This is a genomic window from Paraoerskovia sediminicola (assembly GCF_030296575.1).
GTDB lineage: Bacteria > Actinomycetota > Actinomycetes > Actinomycetales > Cellulomonadaceae > Paraoerskovia > Paraoerskovia sediminicola.
The window spans coordinates 1,565,197-1,586,890 of record NZ_AP027729.1; the positions used below are offsets into that span (position 1 = coordinate 1,565,197).

The 21,694-nt window shown below is 73.4% G+C and carries 14 protein-coding genes and 2 pseudogenes; 5 read left to right on the forward strand and 11 right to left on the reverse strand.

Features of this window, described 5'->3' with window-relative positions:
- Positions 1–99: 99 nt before the first annotated feature.
- The 6 genes and pseudogenes from QUE47_RS07335 to QUE47_RS07360 all read right to left on the reverse strand — a co-directional run bounded on the left by QUE47_RS07335 (position 100) and on the right by QUE47_RS07360 (position 7,027).
- Positions 100–1,659, reverse strand: a complete 1,560-nt coding sequence (locus tag QUE47_RS07335; protein ID WP_286219214.1) for an L-serine ammonia-lyase — start codon at positions 1,657–1,659, stop codon at positions 100–102.
- Positions 1,660–1,813: 154 nt separating this feature from the next.
- Positions 1,814–3,109, reverse strand: a complete 1,296-nt coding sequence (locus QUE47_RS07340) for a YhgE/Pip domain-containing protein (protein WP_286219429.1) — start codon at positions 3,107–3,109, stop codon at positions 1,814–1,816.
- Entirely contained in the window at positions 3,019–4,224 is a 1,206-nt protein-coding gene (locus QUE47_RS07345; protein WP_286219215.1) for a TrbL/VirB6 family protein, read from the reverse strand. The genes QUE47_RS07340 and QUE47_RS07345 overlap by 91 nt, the downstream gene beginning before the upstream one ends.
- A gap of 142 nt (positions 4,225–4,366) precedes the next feature.
- Complete coding sequence (locus QUE47_RS07350; RefSeq protein ID WP_286219216.1) at positions 4,367–5,029, reverse strand: DNA-3-methyladenine glycosylase I; 663 nt, start codon at positions 5,027–5,029, stop codon at positions 4,367–4,369.
- A 112-nt stretch (positions 5,030–5,141) separates the two neighbouring features.
- The gene (locus QUE47_RS07355; protein ID WP_286219567.1) at positions 5,142–5,312 is read right to left on the reverse strand and encodes a hypothetical protein; all 171 of its coding nucleotides are present in this window, start codon (positions 5,310–5,312) and stop codon (positions 5,142–5,144) included.
- Positions 5,313–5,456: 144 nt separating this feature from the next.
- A pseudogene (locus tag QUE47_RS07360) lies at positions 5,457–7,027 on the reverse strand (long-chain-fatty-acid--CoA ligase).
- A gap of 283 nt (positions 7,028–7,310) precedes the next feature.
- On the opposite strand from QUE47_RS07360, the gene QUE47_RS07365 reads away from it, so the two are divergent.
- A complete protein-coding gene (locus QUE47_RS07365; protein ID WP_286219217.1) occupies positions 7,311–9,770 on the forward strand; it encodes an esterase-like activity of phytase family protein in 2,460 nt (819 codons plus the stop codon).
- A gap of 67 nt (positions 9,771–9,837) precedes the next feature.
- On the opposite strand, the gene QUE47_RS07370 is transcribed toward QUE47_RS07365, so the two are convergent.
- The 5 genes and pseudogenes from QUE47_RS07370 to QUE47_RS07390 form a co-directional block, all read right to left on the reverse strand.
- Positions 9,838–10,896: a peptidoglycan-binding domain-containing protein gene (locus tag QUE47_RS07370; RefSeq protein ID WP_350227735.1), complete on the reverse strand. Its 1,059-nt coding sequence runs from the start codon at positions 10,894–10,896 to the stop codon at positions 9,838–9,840.
- Positions 10,827–11,051, reverse strand: a complete 225-nt coding sequence (locus QUE47_RS07375; RefSeq protein ID WP_350227736.1) for a PspC domain-containing protein — start codon at positions 11,049–11,051, stop codon at positions 10,827–10,829. The genes QUE47_RS07370 and QUE47_RS07375 overlap by 70 nt, the downstream gene beginning before the upstream one ends.
- Before the next feature lie 121 nt (positions 11,052–11,172).
- Positions 11,173–15,855, reverse strand: a pseudogene (gene hrpA, locus QUE47_RS07380) (ATP-dependent RNA helicase HrpA); the annotation flags it as partial.
- 87 nt (positions 15,856–15,942) lie between these two features.
- Positions 15,943–16,464, reverse strand: a complete 522-nt coding sequence (locus QUE47_RS07385) for a hypothetical protein (protein WP_286219218.1) — start codon at positions 16,462–16,464, stop codon at positions 15,943–15,945.
- Positions 16,465–16,538: 74 nt separating this feature from the next.
- A complete protein-coding gene (locus tag QUE47_RS07390; RefSeq protein ID WP_286219219.1) occupies positions 16,539–16,847 on the reverse strand; it encodes a hypothetical protein in 309 nt (102 codons plus the stop codon).
- Positions 16,848–17,369: 522 nt separating this feature from the next.
- Between QUE47_RS07390 and QUE47_RS07395 the strand changes: the two genes are divergently transcribed.
- The 4 genes from QUE47_RS07395 (at position 17,370) to QUE47_RS07410 (ending at position 21,691) form a co-directional block, all read left to right on the forward strand.
- A complete protein-coding gene (locus QUE47_RS07395; protein ID WP_286219220.1) occupies positions 17,370–19,004 on the forward strand; it encodes a M15 family metallopeptidase in 1,635 nt (544 codons plus the stop codon).
- Between the two features lie 604 nt (positions 19,005–19,608).
- Complete coding sequence (locus QUE47_RS07400) at positions 19,609–19,953, forward strand: STAS domain-containing protein (RefSeq protein ID WP_286219221.1); 345 nt, start codon at positions 19,609–19,611, stop codon at positions 19,951–19,953.
- A gap of 29 nt (positions 19,954–19,982) precedes the next feature.
- Positions 19,983–21,206, forward strand: coding sequence for an exonuclease SbcCD subunit D (locus QUE47_RS07405; RefSeq protein ID WP_286219222.1), 1,224 nt, complete (start codon positions 19,983–19,985; stop codon positions 21,204–21,206).
- Positions 21,206–21,691: an AAA family ATPase gene (locus tag QUE47_RS07410; RefSeq protein WP_286219223.1), complete on the forward strand. Its 486-nt coding sequence runs from the start codon at positions 21,206–21,208 to the stop codon at positions 21,689–21,691. The genes QUE47_RS07405 and QUE47_RS07410 overlap by 1 nt, the downstream gene beginning before the upstream one ends.
- The last annotated feature ends 3 nt before the right edge of the window (positions 21,692–21,694 follow it).

Below are 21,694 nucleotides of genomic sequence, written 5' to 3' on the forward strand. Positions count from 1 at the left end.
CGGCGCCGCCATGGTCTCGTCGTCCCAGGTCCGAGCCTGGCGGCTCGACCGCCACGAGCTCGGTCGTGAAGGTGCCTCGGGTGCGGGGGTGGCTCGAGTTCAGCACTCGATGACGTTGACCGCGAGCCCGCCCTCGGACGTCTCCTTGTACTTCGTCGACATATCGAGCCCGGTCTGACGCATCGTCTCGATGACGGTGTCGAGGGAGACGACGTGCGACCCGTCGCCCTGCATCGCGAGCCGCGCCGCCGACACCGCGGTGCAGGCCGCGATCGCGTTGCGCTCGATGCACGGCACCTGCACCAGCCCGCCGACCGGGTCGCAGGTCAGACCGAGGTTGTGCTCCATCGCGATCTCGGCGGCGTTCTCGACCTGCTCCGGCGTGCCGCCGAGCAGCTCGCACATCCCGGCGGCCGCCATGGAGCAGGCTGAGCCGACCTCACCCTGGCAGCCCGCCTCGGCGCCCGAGATCGAGGCGTTGCGCTTGTAGAGCGCGCCGATCGCGGCGGCGGTCTGCAGGTAGATGCGCATCGCCCGACGGCGCTCGGCGGCGACGTCCTCGCCGTCTCCCTGGAGCGCGGGGTGCGTGCGCAGGTAGTGGCGGCCGACCGCGGGGATGATGCCCGCGGCCCCGTTGGTCGGAGCCGTCACGACGCGGCGACCGTCGGCGTTCTCCTCGTTGACCGCCATCGCGTAGGCCTGGAGCCACTCGATCGTGGTCTCGCCGCCGGCCGCGTCGAGGGCGACGAGCTTGTCGCGCTGGGCGCGTGCCCTGCGACGCACGCGCAGCCTCCCGGGGAGCGTTCCCTGGCGCTCGAGCCCGGCGTCGACGCAGTCGCTCATCGCCGCCCAGATCGCGTCGAGCGCGGCGGTCACCTCGGCCTCGGGGCGCAGCGTCGTCTCGTTCTCCCAGGCGACCTCCGCGATGCTGAGGCCGGTCGCGGTGCACGTGGCGAGGAGACCAGTGGCGTTGACGTACCGGTGCGGGAGGTCGGGCTCGTCGGTCGGCGCGATCTCGTGCTCCGCAGACGCGCGGTCCGGTGCGGAGCCACTCTGCTGCTCGGCGGGCTGCTCGGTGGGTTGCTCGGCGGGCTGCTGCTCGGCCTCGCGCTGGGCCGCCTCGGTCGCCTCGGCCTCGGCGAGCTCCGCCTCGGTCAGGACGAACCCGCCACCGACCGAGTAGTAGACGCGCTCGAGGACGGTGCGCCCCGCCGCGTCGGTCGCCGTGAAGCGCATCCCGTTGGGGTGGCCGTCGAGGCGGGTCAGGGGAGCGAGGCGGACGTCCGCCGTTGTCATGGTGACCTCGTGCTCGGAGCCGTCGGGTGCACCGGCGAGCTGCACAGTGGTGCCCTCGCCGAGCTTCTCCCAGCCGTCCGGAACGTCGTCCGGGTCGCAGGTCTCGGGGACGAGGCCGCGCAGACCGGCGACGACGGCGTCCGGGGTGCCGTGCCCGATGCCCGTCGCGCCGAGCGAGCCGCAGAGGACGACGGAGATGCGGGCGGCGGGCTCTGCGCCGGTCGAGCCGGTCGAGCCGGTCGCGGCGGCCGCGGAGACGTCGGCGGCGAAGGAGCGCGCGGCCCGCATGGGCCCCACGGTGTGCGAGCTGGAAGGTCCGATGCCGATGGAGAACAGGTCGAGGGCGCTGACGAACGAGGACATGCCGCCATCGTCGCACCTGTCTCATTTACTGGACACCTGGCGAGGTCCGAACCCCGGAGGGCCCGCTGCGGCGAGGGCCTGGACGGAACGAGGGCCCGGCTCGGCGCCGTGCCGAACCGGGCCCACGCGTCGCGCGTCCTGAGGTGCTCAGACCTCAGATCGTGCGGCGCGACCGCACCAGGGCGATGCCGCCGACGAGCGCGCACAGCGCCGCCAGGGCCGCGGCGCCGATCGCGAGGGGTCCGGCCGGGTTGGCGTCGACCTGGGTCTTCAGGTCGTTCGCCCCGGCCGCGACCTGGGAGGTCCCGTCGCCGAGCTTGGCGGCACCCTCGTCGAGCTGGGTAGCGCCGTCGAAGAGCTGCGCGGTGCCGTCGCTGAGCTCGGCGGTACCGGAGACGAGAGTCACCGTGCCCTCGTTCAGCGTGCCCGCGCCGTCGGCGATCTTCCCGGTGCCGTCGGCGAGCGCGGTCGACCCGTCGGCGAGCAGCAGCAGACCTGCGTCGAGGTCCTGCGTGCCCGTAGCGAGGCGTGCGTTGCCGTCGGCGAGGTCGCCCGCGCCGGTGCTGAGGCGGGCGAGGCCGGCGTCGAGGTCCTTGGCGCCGCTGGCGAGGCGTGCGTTGCCGTCGGCGAGGTCGCCGGCACCGGTGCTGAGGCGGGCGAGGCCGGCGTCGAGGTCCTTGGCGCCGCTGGCGAGGCGTGCGTTGCCGTCGGCGAGGTCGCCGGCACCGGTGCTGAGGCGGCTGACCCCGTCGCTCAGCTCGACCGACTTGGTCGAGAGCGTGTCGGCGCCGTCGGCGAGCAGGTCCGAACCGCCCGCGACGAGGAGCGTGCCGTCCGCGACGTCCTGCGAGCCCTCGGCGAGGCTGCCCGCACCGCTCGCGAGCCGGCCGGTCCCGTCGGCGAGGGTCCCGGCACCCTCCGAGAGCGCACCCGCACCGGTCGAGAGCGCGGACACACCCGAGGACAGGTCGGCGGACCCGGCCGCGAGCGCGCTGTTCCCGTCGCGGAGCGTCTTCGCGCCGGTCGCGACGTCCTGGGCCCCGGCATCGACCTGCACGGTGCCTGCGGCGAGGTCGCTCGCACCGGCGCTCACCTGGGCGGCTCCGGCGGAGAGCTCGCCGAGCTTGGTGTCGAGGGTCTTCGCGCCGGCCGCGAGCTGCTGTGCGCCGGGCACGGCGCCTTCGAGGCGACCGTTGAGCAGGGTCAGCCCGCCGCTGGCGTCGCCGACGAGCTGCGACGAGCCCCCGTACAGCTGCGCGGCCGCACCGGCGAGGCCCTCGAGCTGAGCCTTGAGCGTCGGGTCGCTGGTGCTTGCGGCGAGGCCGGCGAGCGAGGCCTGGAGGTCGCCCAGCCCGGCCTTCACCGTCCGGGCCCCGGCGAGCGCGGTCGCCGAGCCTGCCGCGGCGTCGGAGACGCCGGTCGAGAGCTGGGCCGCGCCGGCCGAGAGCACCGGGCTGCCGGTCGTCGGGTCCGTGGCGAGCGCTGCACCGGCGGCCACCTGAGCGGCACCCCCTTTACTTGTGCGGAGCCCGTGACCAGCGATGACGTGCCGGCGGCCAGCGTCTCGGCCCCGGCGGCGAGGCGCGTCGCTCCGGCGGCGGCGTCGGATGCCCCGGCCGCGACCGCTGCTGCACCCTCGTCCGCCGCAGCCGCGCCGTCGCGGACCTGCGCGGCGCCGTCGTCGAGGGCGGCGGCACCGGCGTCCACGTCGGTCGCTCCGGCGGCGAGGGATCCTGCGCCGTCCGCTGCGCTCTGCGCACCATCGGCAGCGAGGAGCGCCCCGTCGCGGAGGTCGCCCGACTTGGTCGCGAGGGTCTGGGCCCCGTGGGAGAGGAGGCCGGCACCTTCGGCGGCCAGTCCCGCACCGTCGTCGAGGTCGGATGCGCCCTGGGCGGCGCGGCTCGCGCCGGACGCGAGCTCGGTGGAGCCTGCCTTCGCGGTCCCGGCGCCTTCGGAGAGGTCGGATGCGCCCTGGGCGGCGCGGCTCGCGCCGGACGCGAGCTCGGTGGAGCCTGCCTTCGCGGTCCCGGCGCCTTCGGAGAGGTCGGATGCGCCCTGGGCGGCGCGGCTCGCGCCGGACGCGAGCTCGGTGGAGCCCGCCTTCGCGGTCGCGGCGCCTTCGGAGAGCTCGGACGCCCCGTCCGCGGCGTCGGCAGAACCGGAGGCCAGTCGTGCGGCGCCGTCGTCGAGATCTGCGGCCCCCGCGTCGAGCCGTCCGGCTCCGGCGTCGAGGTCGCCCGCTCCGGCCGACGCCAGGCTCACGCCCTCGACGAGCTGCGCCGCGCCGTCGTCCACCTGAGCGGCTCCGGCGTCGAGCCGGGTCGCGCCGTCGGACACCTTGCCGTCGAAGACGAGGAGGTACGTGCCGAGGCCGAGGACCAGCAGGGCCAGGACGACGATCGCGGTGAGGGGAGGGCGAGGGCGCCCCGGGGCGTGCGGAACAGGTGCGTCGACATCGACGGTCCTCTCTGGAGCCGCGCATCGTCGCGCGGCGCTGAACGGATCCCGGTCCGTGGAGTCGCTGCTACTGCCCGTACCGGGTAAGTCGACGCTGACGCTAACCACTGGTCGAGGTGCTTGAACAGGCAAGTACTAGATACCGCTCTACAACGATCTGGTCACGGCGCGAGCCCCTCGTGCGGCGCGGATGAGTCCCATTGGTGCCCTGCTCCCGGGCCTGCGGTCAAGGTTCGTCTCAGCTCGAGGCTCAGGCGCGTGCGGTGACCACCGGGCACGTCGCGAGGTGGTCGTCCACCAACCCGCACGCCTGCATGGCGGCGTACATCGTGGTCGGCCCGACGAACCGGAAGCCGCGCTTCTTGAGGTCCTTCGAGAGCGCCGTCGACGCGTCGCTCGTCGCCGGGACGTCCTGCCAGGTCGCGGGCCGCGACGCACGGCGCGACCCGTCTCCGCGGTCGGGCGCGTAGGACCAGAACAGCTCGTCGAGGCTCGTGCCGGCGTCGTTCAGGGCGACGAGGGCGCGAGCGTTGCCGATCGTGGCCTCGATCTTGGCGCGGTTGCGGATGATCCGGCCGTCCGCGAGGAGCCGGGTCACGTCGTCCTCCCCGAAGCCCGCGACGGTCCGGGGGTCGAAGTCCGCGAAGACCTCCCGGAACGCGGGACGCTTGCGCAGCACCGTGAGCCACGAGAGGCCGGACTGGAAGCCCTCGAGCGCGATGCGCTCGAACAGCGCCGCCTCCCCGTGCACCGGCACGCCCCACTCGTCGTCGTGGTACGCCGCGTAGAGGGGGTCGCCGTCACCGAAGCAGCGGCCGGCGACCTGCTCGTCCGGCTCGGCGGCCGGCGGGTTCTCGTCGGTGGCTCCGGTGGCGGTCTTGCTGCCGGTCTTGCTGCTGCTCGCTGGGGTCATGGGAGCCACTGTGGCCCCCGCGACCGACACGATCCACCGCGGTCCCGTGCCCGGTGGACCGCGGCCGCGGTCGCCCGGGTGTGGGCGACCCGCGCCGTCGCGGAGCGCACGCTCAGCGCGTGATCTCCCACGTGCCCACCGCGGTGTACGCGGAGTCCATGACGGCCTCGGTCGTGCCCTCGGCGAGCTCGTAGTGCTTGAGGTTCCCCGCCCAGTAGCGCAGCGCACGGCCGAGCTCCTCGGTGGCGTCGCCCGCCACGAGATCGAGGTCGATGTCCATCACGAATCGCATGCTGCCCTCCGGTCGTCACCCGGGGGCGGGTGCTCCCGGTCCCCGCACCGTACGACTTTTCTTCGGGCCCGCGGGCCCGGATCCCGTCGCAGCCCGTCGAGGGCCCCGTCGTCGCCCGGGCACCGGACGGCGCGCTCACCGGTCCCGCGACTCCTCCAGCCGCCGCACCAGCTCGCGCTTGAGGATCTTGCCGGACGGACCGAGCGGGAGCTCGGGCAGCACCTGGACGGAGCGCGGGTACTTGTACCCGGCGACCTCGTCCTTCATCCAGGCGACGAGGTCCTCTCCGGTGACCGGGTCGGCGCCGTCGGCGAGGACGACGGCCGCAGCGATCTCCTGGCCGTACGTCTCGTGGTCGACCCCGAACACCGCCGCCATGCCCACGGCGGGGTGGCGCACCAGGACCTCCTCGACCTCGCGCGGGTACACGTTGTAGCCGTTGCGGATGATCATGTCCTTGGTGCGGTCGAGGATCGTCACGTAGCCGTCCTCGCCCTTGGTGCCGAGGTCGCCGGACCGGAACCAGCCGTCGACGATCGCCTCCGCCGTCGCCTCCGGGCGGTTGAGGTAGCCCTGGAACAGGTTGTGCCCGCGGATCACGATCTCGCCGAGCTCGCCGGCGGGCAGCATCTCGATCGCGTCCCGCACCAGCGGGTCGGCGATCTCGACGTCCACGCCCCAGATCGGCGTACCGACCGTCCCGGGCCGCGTCTCGCGCCCGATCTTGTTGAACGTCGCGACAGGGCTGGTCTCCGTGAGCCCGTACCCCTCGTGGACCGATGCGCCGAACGCCTCGGAGAACTTCTCCAGCACCGCGACGGGCAGCGCCGCGCCGCCCGAGACGCCGAACCGCAGCGGCGGCCTCTCGGGGTTCTTCGCCGCCGCGGCCACGATCCCGATGTGCATCGTCGGCACACCCATGAGCACGGTCACGCCGTGCCGGACCATGAGCGCGAGCGCGGCGTCGGCGTCGAACCGGGGGATGAGGACGATCTTCGCCCCGGCCCGCAGCCCGGCGTTCAGGGTGCACGTCTGCCCGAACGTGTGGAAGAAGGGCAGGCACCCGAGGATCACGTCGTCCGCGTAGATCGGCAGCGTGTCGATGAGGATCGTGCTGACCTGCTCGACGAGCGCGAGGTGGCTCCCGAGCGCGCCCTTGGGCTCGCCGGTCGTGCCGCTCGTGTAGAGGATCGTCGCGGTCGACGTCGGGTCGAGCGGGACGTAGGTGTCGATAGGCTCCGCGGCCTTCGCCTCGTCCTCGAGGCGGGGGACCGGGACGTCGTCGACCTTGTCGTCGGGCAGCAGCAGCGTGAGCGCGTCGACGCCCGCGCCGGCGGCGCCCTTGCCCCCTCGGCGAGCAGCGGGGCGCCGACGAGCAGCAGCTTCGCCCCCGAGTCACGCAGGATGTACTCGATCTCGCGGCCCTTGAGCAGCGCGTGGACCGGGACGACGGTCGCGCCGAGGGCGAGGATCCCGTAGTAGCAGCGCGCGAAGTCGGGGACGTTCGGCAGCAGCACCGCCACGGCGTCGCCCGGCCCGATGCCGCGGGCCCGCAGGGCGCCCGCGTACGCCTTGGTCTCCTCCCACAGGGTCGCGTAGGTGATCTCCTGGTCGCCCATGACGAGGGCGACGGAGTCGGCGTGGTTCGTCGCGGACTCCGCGAGGATCGCCGCGACCGAGAGGGTGGAGTTGCTGGGGTTCGACATCGTCGTCCTTCCCTGGGCCCGCAGGGGTGCGCGGGCGCGACCGGTGGGTGCACCTGATGGCTCAACGTCGCCTGTGACCTGGCTCACTGTCAATTCGGACACCCGGCCGTCCCCGCCTCGTCGCCCGTGCTTCACCCGTCGGACGCCGCCCGGTCGCCTCGGCAGGGGAGGCTGCCGGACGGCGGTGCTCGCGGCAGAGCGTGGCTGTTCACGACAGGCGGGTCAGCCACGCTGCCGCATCACCGAGGCGCCGTCGCCGATGCCCCCGACCCCTGGAGCCCCCATGCCTCGCACCGGACGTCGTCGTCCCGGTCCTGCCCGTCCCACCTCCACCTCCACCTCCACGGCCACCTCCACCTCCACGGCCAGGGCGACCGTCGCGACGCTCGGCGCGTTCGCCGTGCTCGGCGGTCTGATCCTCGCCCCGGCCGCCACGGCCTCGGAGGCGCAGGGCGCGCTCGCGACCCGAGGGACGTCGTCCGACACCTGGAGCCAGCCCAGGACGAAGGAGACCTTCCACCGGCTCGCCACCTACCCGGTCTTCCAGAACCGGCCGGACGGCGAGCCCGCGACCGCGGAGACGGTCGCCGAGATCTCCAGCATCAGCGAGGACGGCAGGACCCTCGTCTACACGGACGCCGCGGGCAAGCGCATCGGGTTCCTCGACGTCACCGACCCGGACGCCCCCGTCGGTCTCGGGACGCTGGGCCTCACCGAGCTCGGCGACGCCGACGACGAGCCGACCTCGGTCGCCGTGGTGGGCGACGTCGTCCTCGTCGTGGTCGACACGTCCGTGAGCTTCACCGAGCCCTCGGGACGCGTCGACGTGGTCGACCTCGCGACCCGCACCCGGGTGCGCTCGATCGACCTGGGCGGCCAGCCGGACTCGATCGTGGTCACCCCCGACGGCACCCAGGCCGCGATCGCGATGGAGAACCAGCGCGACGAGGACCTCGCCCCCGAGGGCCTCGACGACGGCGACCTTCCCCAGCTCCCCGCCGGATTCGTGCAGATGCTCGACCTCTCCGGCGCTGTGGACGGTTGGAGTGCCACGCCGCTGCCGCTCGTCGCCGCCGACGGCACGGCCCTGCCGGCGCTCGCGGACCTCGACACCCCGACCGACCCGGAGCCCGAGTACGTGGCCGTGAACCCGTCGGGCACCAAGCTCGTCGTGACGCTCCAGGAGAACAACGGGATCGTCGTCGTCGACCTCGCGACCGCGACCATCGACCGCGCGTTCACCGCGGGGACGGTGAGCGTCAGCGGCATCGACACCGTGAAGGACGGCGGCATCGACCAGACCGGGTCGATCACCGACGTGCCGCGCGAGCCCGACGCGATCGCCTGGGTCGACGACACGCACGTCGCCACCGCGAACGAGGGCGACTGGAAGGGCGGGTCCCGGGGCTGGTCGGTCTTCGACACCACCACGGGCGACGTCGTCTGGGACGCGGGGGCCGAGATGGAGCGGCTCGCCGTCCGCGTCGGCCTGCACACCGAGGACCGGGCCGCGAAGAAGGGCGTCGAGATGGAGGGCATCGCCGTCGCGACGTTCGGGCGCACCCCGTACGCGTTCGTCGGGTCGGAGCGCTCCAACTTCGTCGCCGTCTACGACGTCTCGGAGCCCGCCGCGCCGCGGTTCGTCCAGGTGCTCGCCACCACCAACGGGCCCGAGGGGCTGCTGCCCGTCCCGTCGCGAGACCTGCTGCTGACGTCCAGCGAGGAGGACTCGGCGGAGGACGGCGTGCGCGCTACGGTCGGTGTCTTCGGCCTGGGCCCGAGGTTCGCGAAGGACGGCGGTACCCCCGCGTTCCCGACCGTCGTCTCCGCGGACGACGCGGCCGGCGCCCCGATCGGGTGGACCGCGCTCGGCGCGCTGTCGGCCGACCCCCGGGCGAAGGACCGCCTGTGGACGGCGACCGACGCCGCGCAGGTGCCGACGAAGATCCTGTCGCTCGACACGGGCGCCAAGGGCCCCGCGGTCGTCGACCGCTCGCTCACCGTGTCGGACGGCGGCGCGCCCGTCGGTCTGGACGTCGAGGGCTTGTGGGCCCGCCCGCAGGGCGGGTTCTGGCTCGGTGTCGAGGGTGCGACGGGCGCCGAGAACGCGCTCGTGCGCATCGACGCGACCGGCGTGGTGCAGGAGTCCGTGGCCCTGCCCGCGGAGGTGGCTGCGGGGCTCGGCAAGTGGGGTGTCGAGGGGGTGTCGGGCACGACGGACGCCGCCGGCGAGCACCTGCTCGTCGCGCTCCAGCGGGGGCTGACGACCGACGACGGGCTCGGCGGCTACGTACGGATCGGGCGCTACGACGTCCGCTCCCAGGAGTGGACGTGGTTCGGGTACCCGCTCGAGACCACCGACACCGAGGGCGACTGGATCGGGCTCTCGGAGATCACGGCCGTCGACGGCGACACCGTCGCCGTGATCGAGCGCGACAAGCTCAACGGCCCGTCCGCCGCCGTGAAGCGCGTCTACACCGTGGACCTGCCCGCGGATGCCGCGGCCGACGGTTCCGTGACGCCCGTCGAGAAGGAGCTCGCGATCGACGTCCTGCCCGACCTGCGGGCCACGCACGGATGGACGCAGGAGAAGCTCGAAGGCCTGACGATCGGCGGGGACGGGCAGGTCTGGGCCGTCACCGACAACGACGGCGTCGAGGACGCGACCGGCGAGACGGTGCTGCTCGAGCTCGGCAAGGCCAAGAAGCTGCTGGGCGGTGACGGGTCGGTCGCCCGCCGCTGATCGCGCAGCCGCACGTCCCGGCCCGCCGGCCGCCTCGTCGAGGTGGTCGGCGGGCCGTCGTGCTTCGTCAGTCGAAGATGCGCAGCGTGAGGGTGTGCCAGGTGATCGGCCCGACCACGCCGTCGACCGGAGGGGCGAACATCGTCTGGAACTCGCGCACGGCGGCGTCCGTGAGCGGGCCGAACGACCCGTCGACCGTGAGCCCACCGGGGAGCAGCGTCTGCGCGGCGCGCACCGCCTCGCCGTGGTCGCCCTGGCGGACCGTCACGATCAGCTCGGGCCAGTCGAGCTGTCCTATCGTGCCGCTCACGAAGCGGGCCCGCAGGTCCTGCTGGAACTGCCGTGCGGCCTCGGTGCTCAGCGGCCCGAACGACCCGTCCGCGACGATCGACGCGCCGTGGTGGCGCAGCAGGTGCTGTGCGGCCAGGACCCGCCAGTTGGTCGCCTGCTGCGCGCCGGGCTTCACGAGCGGCCACGGGCGCGGCCCGGGGACCGACGTGCTGAGGAACGACCACGTCTCACGGCCGGCGGCGCCGTCGAGCTGCAGACCCCAGGACTCCTGGAAGAACCGCACGCGATCCCGGGTGATCGGCCCGTAGGACCCGTCGACGACGAGCGGCGGCACGCCCGGCGACGGGACCAGGCCGAACTCCTGGACGGCGCGCACGGCCTCGCCGGTGTCCCCGATCCGGGCGGGCACGACGAGGTTCGGCCACGTGGCGGGGCCGACCACGCCGTCCGCGGTCAGGCCCGCCGACGACTGGAACGTCGTGACGGCGGCGGCGGTGATCGGCCCGTACGAGCCGTCGGCCGCGAGGGTGCCCCCGCGGGCGCGCAGGTGGTGCTGGATGCCCTGGACGACGACACCGGAGGACCCCGGCCCGATCGTGCTCCACGGTTCGACGTTCATCGCTCTCTCCTCGCTGCGAGTCGTCACCGACCTGCGGTCGGTCTCGCTCGTAGGGAGGGTGCGCCGTCCGCCGCGGGACGTCGTCCGCCGGAATCCACCCGGGACGCCGGTCCCGGCCGCCGCTCGCGGCCGCCCCGGCCGCGAGGTCAGGCGTCCTTGGGCATGACGATCCACAGGACCACGTAGGCGATGAACTGCGGGCCGGGGAGAAGGCATGACAGGACGGCGATCAGCCGGACCATGTTCGCGCTGATGCCGAAGCGGCGCCCGAGGCCGGAGCAGACGCCGGCGATCCACTTGTCGTTCTGGGGACGGGAGAGGGTGGGGGTGCTCATGGGACCGAACGTACGGCGTCGGGCGCCCGGATACATCAGGGAGCCCCCTGGTTGCGACCCTGAGGCTCCCGACGTCCTCCGTGCGGCAGGCTCCGCCGCATCGGCCTCCGGCGTCTCGGCCTCCGCCGTTTCGGCCGGTGGGCCGGTGGCTATCCCCGAGGATCTTGCGGATCCGCTTCTCGCTGACCGGCCCGTCCGTGCCGAGCTGCTGAGCGAACAGCGAGACCCGCAGCTCCTCGAGCATCCAGCGCACCTCGGCCAGCTCGGCGCTCCGAGCGGCGTCGGGCTGCCCGGCCGCGTACGCCGCGCGAGCCTTCGCATACGCGTCCTCGACGTCGTGCACCCGCCACGCGAGCTCGGCGTCGCGGTTCGGGTTCGCCGCCGCCTTCTCCAAGCGGTAGGACGCCGCCCGCACGTAGCGGGTCAGGTGCCGCAGCCGGTCGGGCGGGGTCGCGCTGATGAACCCCACGCCCACGAGCCCGGCCACCTGGTCGCGCACGTCCGTCAGCGTGTTCAGCAGTGCCAGCGAGTTCGCGGACCGTACCTCGCCGTCGAGGGTCCGGCTCGCCGTCAGCGCAGCCACGACGTGTCCGACGACGGTATGGACTTCGTCCTCGAGCCGCTTCTTCACGAGGGCCTTGGCCCGGGCGTACGCGTCGGCGTCGCGGATCGACCCCGCAGCGGGCACAAGGGAGATGACGGCGGCGAGCTGGATGTCGGCGACGAGGTCTTCGGTGTTCCGGTACGGGCTCGCCGCGAGCGTCAGGGCCTGCGTGCCGTTCCAGCGCGACGTGATGCGGCCGCTCTGCAGTGCGCACTCGCCGAGCAGGAGCCGCCGGACACCCTGCGCGTGCCGCATCTCGCGCAGTCGCGCGTCGGCCAGCACCCGGAGAGCGACGCTCGCCGCGCCCTTCGCGTCGACCTCCTCCACGAGAGCAGGGAACCCCCGGACCACGGTCCCGCCGCCGAGGTCGGTGCTCACCTCGTCGGGCAGCACCCCGCCGTCGAGACCCTCGGGCCACGACCGCAGCCCGACCTTCTCGGCGACCACCACGTGGTCGGGGCCGGCGCCGGGCCGGGCGGCAGTGCTCGGGCTGTCGGTGCCGTCACCTCGGCCTCCCGGCTCCCGGTGCGCGCGCACCTCCTCGACGCCCTTCGCATCTCCCGCTCGGCCCGGCGCTCCGGGGCCGGACGGCGTCGAGGAGTCGAAGGACGTCGAGGCAGGCTTGCCCGACCGGCGCCGGCCTGCGGTCGGCGACCCGCCGGCCAGTCCGAGACCCTCGGCGACGGTCCCGGCCGAGCTCGACGACGCGGCCGCCTCAGCCAGCGCAGCCCCGACAGCCCCGCGGACGGCCGACCGCACCGCCGCCTCCGCCTGCGGCGCGAGCCGGCGCTGGAGCGAGATGAGGTCGGTCGACTCGTCGAGCGCGATCGTGTCGCCGTTCGAGCCGCGGGTGTCGGTCACGCGGAAGGTCATGCGCAGGTGCGAGGGCAGCCGCTCGGCGGCGCCGTCCCAGGCCTCGTCGGGGACGACGACGTCCCGCAGCTCGCGGACGGCTCGCGTGAACGCCGCCCGGAAGGGCTCCGCCATGTCGCCGGCCCGTGTCATGTCGGCCCAGTCCGGCGTGTTCGCCCGAAGCCAGCCGACGACGTCCCGTGCGACGTCGGGCGCGGGGACCAGCTGGACGCGCACCGGCTTGGGGAGTGAACGGATCGTCGCGGTCGCGAGCTCGTCGAGGAGCCCGGGCACCATCCAGTCGAACCCGTCGGGGACGACCCGGTTCAGCACGGTCAGGGGTATGTGTACAGTCACGCCGTCCGCGTCTGTACCGGGCTGGAACTGGTAGGTCAGCGGCAGCGTCAGGTCGCCCTGCTCCCACGCCTCCGGGAACTGGGACGTGTCGACCTGCTCCGCGTCGGGCACGAGCTGTTCGAGCGTGAAGGTGAGCAGGTCGGGGGACTCGCGCTTCGCCGTCCGCCACCACTTGTCGAAGTGCGCCGCCGACACGACCGAGTCGGGGACGCGCTCGTCGTAGAAGTCGAACAGCGCGTCGTCGTCGACGACGAGGCCGCGGCGCCGCGAGCGTGCCTCGAGCTCCTCTGCCTCCTCGAGCAGCCGCTGGTTCTCGGCGAAGAACGGATGGTGCGTCGTCCACTCGCCCTGGACCAGGGCGTGCCGCAGGAACATCTCTCGGGCGCCCTCGGGGTCGACGGACCCGAACAGGACCTTGCGGTCGCTGACGATCGGGACGCCGTAGAGCAGCACCTTCTCGACGGCCATCGCGGCTCCCCGCTTCGTCGACCAGTGCGGGTCGGAGTACGTGCGCTTCGCGAGCGGCCCGGCGAGCGACTCGGCCCACTCGGGTTGGATGCGGGCGACGTCGCGTCCCCACAGCCGCGACGTCTCGACGAGCTCGCCGGCCATCACCCAGGCCGGCGGCTTCTTCGACAGCGGCGACCCCGGGAAGATCGCGAACCGGGCGCCGCGCGCCCCGAGGTACTCGTTGCGTGCCTGCTTCTTCGCGCGCCGCATCGCCTGCTCGCGCGCAGGCCCCTTGAGGTGCGCGAACGACGACGCCTTGAGCTCGTTGGTCTCCTGCATGCCGATCTGCGAGAGGAGCCCCGCGAGGATCGACCGGTGGATCGCGTCGTCGTCCCACCGGTGCTTGAGGTCGTGTGGGTCGTCGCCCGGGAGAGGAGTGCTCGGACTGTCGGCGCCGTCGCCTCCTGCGCTCGGGCTCCTGTTCGCGCGCGCCTCCTTGACGTCCTTCGCGTCTCCGCGCCCGGCGGGCCGCCGGCTCGCACCGGGGTGTGGCTGCTGCGTGTGGGAGAGGTAGATGCCCAGCGGCCTGCCCATCTCGCGGAGCTGCGCGACGACGTCCTGCCACTCGCGCACGCGCAGGAAGTTGATGAACTCCGCCTTGCACAGGCGGCGGAACGCCGACGACCCCAGGGATCGTTGCTGCGTCCGGACGTACTCCCACAGGTTCAGGTAGGTGAGGAAGTCGGACTTCCCGTCGGCGAACCGGGCGTGCGCCTGATCTGCTTGGGCGCGGACCTCGGCGGGCCGCTCGCGCGGGTCCTGGATGGAGAGAGCCGCCGCGACGATCGCGACCTCGCGGGCGACGCCCTGCTTCGAGCCCTCCCAGATCATCCGTGCGAGGCGCGGGTCCATCGGCAGCTGCGCGAGCACCCGGCCCGTCTCGGTGAGCCGCTGACGCCCGTCCCGGGTCGCCTCGAGCGCCCCCAGCTCCGCGAGCAGCTGCACGCCGTCGCGGATGGCCCGCGTGTCGGGCGGCTCGACGAACGGGAAGCGCGCGACGTCGTCCGGCGTCGACACGACCCCCACCGAGATCATCTGCAGCAGGACCGACGCGAGCGAGGTCCGCAGGATCTCGGGCTCGGTGAAGGCCGGGCGCGCCTCGAAGTCCTCCTCGGAGTACAGCCGGATCGCGATGCCGTCCGCGACGCGACCGGAGCGGCCCGAACGCTGGTTGGCGCTCGCCCGCGCGACCGGCTCGATCGGCAGCCGCTGCACCTTCGTCGCCTTGGAGTAGCGCGAGATGCGGGCGGTCCCGGGGTCGATCACGTAGTGGATGCCGGGGACGGTCAGCGACGTCTCGGCGACGTTGGTGGCGAGCACGATGCGCCGCGAGCGGTGCGCCTGGAACACGCGGTGCTGCTCCGCGGCCGAGAGCCGTGAGTACAGCGGCAGGATCTCGACGTGGTCGGGCCGCTTCTGGTCGCGGGCGCGGTCCCCGAGCCAGCCCTCGAGCGCGTCCTGGGCGTCGTGGATCTCCCGTTCGCCCGACAGGAACACGAGGATGTCGCCCGGCCCCTCGGCCATGAGCTCCTTCGCGGCGTCCGTGATGCCGGTGACGAGGTCGCGGTCGTCGCCGGACCGCTCGCCCGCGAGCGGGCGGTAGCGGATCTCGACGGGGAACGTCCGCCCGGTCACCTCGATGACGGGGGCGGTCGGCGGGCCCGTCGGGTCCTCGCCGGCGAGGTCGGACGACGTCCGGTCGCCTGCGTCCGCCACGGCACCTGTGGCGCCCATGACCTCCTCGGGCTCGAGCGGCGGCAGCGGCCCACCGGGCGCGAAGTGCCGGGCGAACCGCTCGGAGTCGATCGTCGCCGAGGTGATGATCACCTTGAGGTCAGGGCGCTGGGGCAGGAGCCGCGTCAGGTACCCGAGGAGGAAGTCGATGTTGAGCGAGCGCTCGTGCGCCTCGTCGATGATGAGGGTGTCGTAGGCGAGCAGCTGCGGGTCGCGCTGGATCTGCGCGAGCAGGATCCCGTCGGTCATGACCTTGACGAGGGTGCGCTCCGACGACTGGTCGGTGAACCGGACCTGGTAGCCGACGATCTCCCCGACCGGCGTCGCCCCGGGGCCGTTGATCTCCTCGGCGATCCGGTCGGCGACCGCGCGGGCCGCGATGCGTCGGGGCTGGGTGTGGCCGATCTGACCCGCGCGTCCTCGGCCGAGCTCGAGCGCGATCTTCGGCAGCTGGGTCGTCTTCCCGGAGCCGGTCTCGCCGGCGACGATCACGACCTGGTGGTCACGGATCGCCGCGGCGATGTCGTCGCGGCGCGCCGAGACGGGCAGCTGCTCCGGGTACACGATCTCGGGGACCACCACGGCGCGGCGCGCCTCCGCTTCGCGGGCGAGCTGCGCGGGATTGACCCGCGGGGGCCTGCGGGGGCTGTCGCCGCGCCCATTCGCCGCGACGGTTCCTCGCCCGCGGCCTCGGCGGTTGCGCCCTCCCCGACGGCGCGGCGCACCCTCGCGCGGGGTCTCGCCCCGGTCAGGGTTCGCGTCGGGGTGCTTCTCGGTGGTCACGACCGCCCATTCTCGCAAGGGGGCGCAAGCCCGATTCCCGTCCCCGAGCAGACCTGTCACCGGCACGTGCCGCTCCGGTACGGCCGCTCAGCGCGAGGACGACGCGGGGCCGCGGAGGAAGTCGATGTGGTGGCCGAGCTCCGTCAGGCTCGTCGGGACGGCCCGACCCGACTCCGCGATGCGGTCGGTCGCGTAGCGCAGCTCGGCGGAGGCGGCTTCGAGCGCTACCTGGGCGTCCTCGACCTCGACGGTCGCCCGTCCGTCGAACACGTCGACGGAGGCCGCTGCCTCGGCCGCGGTGGTGAGTGCCGCGTCTGCCCGTGCTGTGGCGGCGCTCGCGGAGGCGACCGCGCCGGCGACGACGGTCCCGAGCTCGCCAGTGAAGGACCGGACCTCGCGGGTCGCGGCCGCGAGCGTGGCGGAGACGGCGTTCGTCTGGGTCCGCGCTGCGGCGATGAAGTTCGTGAGGTTCGGGCCGGCGGTGCCGGTGCTCGCACCGACCAGCGGGAAGGCGGTCGCCAGCGCGAAGATGCCGGCCGCTGCGAACCGCGACGCTGCGGAGCGCGCGGAGGACGAGCCGTTGGCTCGCGGGGCCGACATCGATGTCATGGGATCAGTCTCGCCTAGATTCCTGGACGTTTGGTGGGAACCGGTGGGTGATATGCGTCTCCCGACCCGGCAGGTCAGACGGTGGAGCCGCTCGCAGGCAGGACCTCCGCGTCGGAGAGCTGCTGCCGGACGTCGTCGATCACGTCGAGCAGCTCGGCTGGGATCGAGGCGAGCCGGTCCAGCAGGTCCCCGGCGCCGTCGGCCATGCTCCCCAGCTGGTCCTCGGCGTCCCCGAGGACGTCGTGCTGCACCGAGCCCTCCGGGGCGACGTCCTCCGTCGAGCACGCGGTGAGCGGGACGAGCGTGAGGGGGACCGCGACGGCGAGCGCCGTCGCCCGACGACGGCGCGCCGGGCGGGAAGGAGACGACGAGGCGAGGTTCATCGCTGCATCGTCCCATCGCGGACGGCGGAGAATCGGGGGCCGTCGGGTAGCCGTTGTGACGGTCCTGTGGCGATCGCGTGGCTCCCGGGAGGGCGAACTTCTGCCCCAGACGTCCGCACCTCTGGCATGTACCGCTGGAGGGGTGCACGCTTGTGACCTGACCGACAACGGGAGAGCTGGTTGGACGGGAACGTGACGCGTGACGGCAGAGCTGCCGTCGCACCGGGTTCGGCGCGACGACGCGCGCTCTGGCGAGCGTGCGTCACGGCAGGCTGCGCGGCCACCCTCGTGGGTCTCACGACGGTGGCCTTCGCGGACGTCCATGTCTCCGGACGGACCGTCCACGTCGGCCCGGACCAGGGGGCATCACTCGCCGCGACGCGTTCGGTGGTCGTCGAGGAAGCGGTCGAGGTGTCCGGCGATGCCGGCGCCGTCCCCCTCGGTTCGCCTGCGACGTCCGTGGCGGTCGCGGCTACGGGAATGGGAACGGGGACGCCGGGGGGCGCGCTGAGCGTCCCGTCGGTGGAGGCTCCACCCGCCTTCGTGGTGGGCGGCTCGCTGCTCCCCGAGCCCGTGTTCGCGGTCGGCTTCTTCACGGCCCAGGGTCTCGGCGTCGGCGCGACCGCGCCTGGACAGGTCACCGGCTCGGGGTCGAGCCCCGAGGTGGCGGACGTCGGCGGTCAGGGCCTCGAGACCCGGATGGATCGCGCGCGGGTCGACAGCCTGATGGAGGCGTCGGCGTCGGCGCTCGCAGCCGAGCCCGGCTCGGACCTGTCGCTCCTCGCCCGCGCTCGGTCCGAGCTCGCGATGCTCCTGGCCACCTACGACGCCCAGGAGAGGGTCGCGAACGACGGCCGGACCGGCGACCCCACGTGGGACGTGCTCGCCGAGGGGGCGGACCCGCTGCTGCCACGCGTCGATGGGCTGGACGAGCAGGACCGGCCGGAGGAGTCGGGCCGGCTGGGTGCTGGGGACCCGACCGAGCCGGTGCCCGGGGTCGCCGGCACCGGCGGCAGCGAGGGCACCGAGGTCGACGCCACGGTGGTGGTCGACGCCGCCGAGGTCGATGCGCCGGAGGTCGACGGCACGGAGGCCGGTGCCACGGAGGTCGTCGACGCTGCCGACCCCGGCACGCTCGATCGTGCGGACACCGCGGACCCCGGCACACCCGGTCGCGCGGACGGCACGAACGCCGACGTCGCGCAGCACGAGCACGACGGTGTCGAGTGGCCGACCGTCGTCGACGCGGCGTGGCGGGTGGCGTACCTCCTCGACTCCGACGGTGCTGCGGCACCGGTGACCGTCTCGCCGAAGATCGACGACGAGTACATCGCGGAGCTGCTGGAGCACGAGGGTGCGTCCGTCTTCGCACCCTTCGTCGACGGCCGCTCCGGCGACCTCGTCGACGACGCAGCAGTCGCGTCGCTCGAGCGCGACACCTACCTCGAGATGTTCGCCGGGATGCGCAACGGGCGGATCCCGGCCTCGGCGCTGTGCGCGCTCCCCTTCGCCCCCGGTCACTCGCTGCGGTGCGACGCCGCAGCTCACCTGATCGCCCTCTCGGCGGCGTACGAGGCCGAGTTCGGGGTGCCCATCCCGATGACCGACTCCTACCGCTCGTACGCCAGTCAGGTGGCGGTGCGCGCCGCGAAGCCGCACCTGGCAGCCGTACCGGGGACGTCGCAGCACGGGTGGGGACTGGCGGTCGACCTGAGCAACCCGATCTCCGGAGGGCGATCGGCGGAGTACCGCTGGCTCCGGCTGAACGCGCCGGACTACGGCTGGGGCAACCCGACGTGGGCCCGGCCGGGGGCTCCAAGCCGGAGCCCTGGCACTTCGAGTTCTTCGGCGGTGCGGCACCGGGAGTCGACGGCGACCAGTACGCGGCGATCGCCGCCGACTGGTTCTCGAGCGGACGGTCCGGAGCTTCGTCAGGGGGTGCGGGGTCCACGGGTGCCGGCTCCGCGACGTCGTCCGGCACGGCAGGTGACGGGTCCGGGACGCGCGGCAAGGCGCCGTCGAAGGGCGGGGCGAAGGACACGTCCGCGCACAAGGCGAAGGACCCCGCCAAGGGCGGGTCGAAGGACAGTGCGAAGCCTGCAGCGACGCCTCGCCCCTCGGCCACACCGCCCCCGTCCGCCACCCCGAAGCCGGTGACGACGCCGTCCGCCGCCCCGACACCCACGGTGACTGCGGTGCCGACGCCGACCGCGACGCCTACGCCTACGGCGACCGCGACACCGACGCCGAGTGCGACCCCTGCGCCGACCGCGACGGCAGCTCCGACACCGGTTCCCACCCCGACCTCGACCCCCACCGCTACGACCTCGCCGACCGACCCGGAGGACAGCACCGATCCGACTGCGGAGCCCGGCACCACCGGGAGCGACTCCACCGACGGACCGACTGCTCCGGACGGCGACGACGAGAAGGACGGGGCGGGCGCTCCAGGCGTGGACGAGACATCGGCGCGACCGGAGGAGGCGACGGAGCGCGCCGGGGCTACCTCGCCGGACGGTGAGCCGACGGACGACTGAGTCCTTCCCGAGGCGGCGCTCGTGCGCGCCCGGCGCGATGTCCCCTGGCCGGCGCGAGTGTCGGATGCTCGCCGTACGGTCGTCCGATCACCCGAACCCGCCGATTCCTTGCGGGGTGCACACGAATCCTCCACCACCTCGTGGCGCGATGTTGCGATCGTTGCCCCGAAGGAGAAGGATGCCTCTCGGGGGATTCCCCGACTTGAATGGAGCAAGACGTAGTCATGACTGACAATCCGGTCGCAGGCGGCATCGAGGCTGTCGCGACCTCGGACGGCGCCCTCGTCACGATGTGGGGAGACGTCGACGCATCGCTCCGAACCTCCGCCAGCGAGGCGATGACCTTCCTTGCGCTGCACGAGGGACCGGTGGCGTTCGACGTCGCTCGGGTCGACTTCATCGACTCGACCGGTCTCGCCTTCATCCTCCAGGCGCACCTGCTCTGCCTGGAGTCAGGTCACGAGGTCGTCCTGCACGACCCGCCCCCGCGGGTCGTGCACGGTCTCGAGATGATCGGCATGGGTGGCCGGATCCCCGTCTCACGGACCGCCGGGAGCGGCGCCCTCTGACTGTCGGTGGCTGCGCCTAGGTTCGTCCTATGCGAATCCTGCACACCTCCGACTGGCACCTGGGGCGCACGCTGCACGGCGTCGATCTCCTCGAGCACCAGCGCGTGTTCCTCGAGCACCTCGTGGCGACGGTGCGGGAGCGCTCGGTGGACGCCGTTCTCGTCGCGGGTGACGTCTACGACCGAGCCATCCCGTCCGTCGAGGCCGTCGAGAGCCTGGGGACGGCGCTGCGCCGGCTGGCCGAGCTGACCACGGTCGTCCTCACCCCGGGCAACCACGACTCGGCGACGCGTCTCGGATTCGCAGCTCCCCTCCTGCGCGACGAGCTCCACATCCTGAGCTCGTCCGACGTCGGTAGGCCCGTCGAGATCCAGGGCCGCCACGGCGAGGCACCGCTGCACGTCTACGGGTTCCCCTACCTGGAGCCCGAGAGCTTCCGTTCGGTGCTGGCCGACGACCCGCAGAAGCCGCTCCTGCGCTCGCACGCCGCGGTGACCGCGGCCGCGATGCGGCGGGTCCGTGCCGACCGGCTCGCCCGCGAGTGCCGTGCGCTCTCCGGCGAGGGGCCCGCACGCGCTGTCGTCATGGCGCACGCGTTCGTCGTTGGCGGGCAGGCGTCCGACTCCGAGCGTGACATCCGGGTCGGGGGCGTCGACTCGGTGCCGGCCGGGGTGTTCGCGGGGTGCGGCGTGGACTACGTCGCGCTCGGTCACCTCCACGGACCTCAGAAGGTGACGGTGCCGGAGGCCGCGTCGCCCGAGGCACTCCCGGGCCCGCCCCCGTCGGCTCGCTACTCGGGTTCTCCGCTCGCGTACTCGTTCTCCGAGATGAACCACACGAAGTCGACGGTGCTGCTCGACCTCGACGCACCGGACGATCAGCGCATCGAGCTCGTCCCGGCCCCGGTGCCGCGCCGCATGGCCGACCTGTCGGGCACCTTCGAGGAGGTCATGGGAGCGCGCGGGGAAGCGCACACCGGCGACTGGCTTCGCCTCACCGTGACGGACCCCCAGCGACCGGACGAGCTCGTGGCTCGGGTGCGGTCCAGGTTCCCGCACGCGCTGCAGATCCGACACGAGCCCGCGTCACGGGACGCCCGCGAGACGGTCCGTGTCGTCGAGCGCGGCGCCGACCCGCTCGTCGTGGTCCGGGACTTCGTCACCCACGTCACCGGTGCAGCACCGACCCCCGAGGAGTCCGGCGTCCTTGCGCAGGCCCACGAGGCGGTCCTCGCTGCGGAGAAGAGCGCCTGATGCAGATCCACTCGCTCGAGTTCCAGGGGATCGGGCCGTTCCCGGGCCGGCATCGGATCGACGTCGACCGCCTGGCGGCCTCCGGCATCTTCCTGCTCGAGGGCCCCACAGGCTCCGGGAAGTCCACGATCATCGACGCCGTCGTCTTCGCCCTCTACGGCGGGGTCGCGACCGAGGCGGGCCACAAGGACCGGCTGCGGTCTGCGCACGTCGACCCCGAGGTCGAGACCTACGTCGACCTCGTGTTCTCCGTGCAGTCCGGCGACTACCGCGTGCGGCGTTCGCCCGAGTACATGCGGCCCAAGCGCCGGGGGACGGGCCAGGCTAAGGAGCAGGCGCAGGTCAATCTCTGGCGCCTCTCGTCGTTGCCGGAGGTCGGTCCTGAGGCGAGCATCGAGGAGTACGGCGACGCGCTCGCTGCCGTCTCCGGGGTGGCGCTGTCGACCCGGTTGGGGAGGCCGACCAGCAGCTGCGGGACGCGGTAGGGC

Excerpts from the sequence above, each read along its gene's own strand:
- QUE47_RS07375 (WP_350227736.1), bottom strand. The coding sequence starts at position 11,051 with ATGTATCCGGGCGCCCGACGCCGTACGTTCGGTCCCATGAGCACCCCC.
- QUE47_RS07350 (WP_286219216.1), bottom strand. The coding sequence starts at position 5,029 with ATGACCCCAGCGAGCAGCAGCAAGACCGGCAGCAAGACCGCCACCGGA.
- QUE47_RS07335 (WP_286219214.1), bottom strand. The coding sequence starts at position 1,659 with ATGTCCTCGTTCGTCAGCGCCCTCGACCTGTTCTCCATCGGCATCGGA.
- QUE47_RS07385 (WP_286219218.1), bottom strand. The coding sequence starts at position 16,464 with ATGACATCGATGTCGGCCCCGCGAGCCAACGGCTCGTCCTCCGCGCGC.
- QUE47_RS07405 (WP_286219222.1), top strand. The coding sequence starts at position 19,983 with ATGCGAATCCTGCACACCTCCGACTGGCACCTGGGGCGCACGCTGCAC.
- QUE47_RS07390 (WP_286219219.1), bottom strand. The coding sequence starts at position 16,847 with ATGAACCTCGCCTCGTCGTCTCCTTCCCGCCCGGCGCGCCGTCGTCGG.
- QUE47_RS07410 (WP_286219223.1), top strand. The coding sequence starts at position 21,206 with ATGCAGATCCACTCGCTCGAGTTCCAGGGGATCGGGCCGTTCCCGGGC.
- QUE47_RS07370 (WP_350227735.1), bottom strand. The coding sequence starts at position 10,896 with ATGCCTTCTCCCCGGCCCGCAGTTCATCGCCTACGTGGTCCTGTGGAT.
- QUE47_RS07400 (WP_286219221.1), top strand. The coding sequence starts at position 19,609 with ATGACTGACAATCCGGTCGCAGGCGGCATCGAGGCTGTCGCGACCTCG.
- QUE47_RS07365 (WP_286219217.1), top strand. The coding sequence starts at position 7,311 with ATGCCTCGCACCGGACGTCGTCGTCCCGGTCCTGCCCGTCCCACCTCC.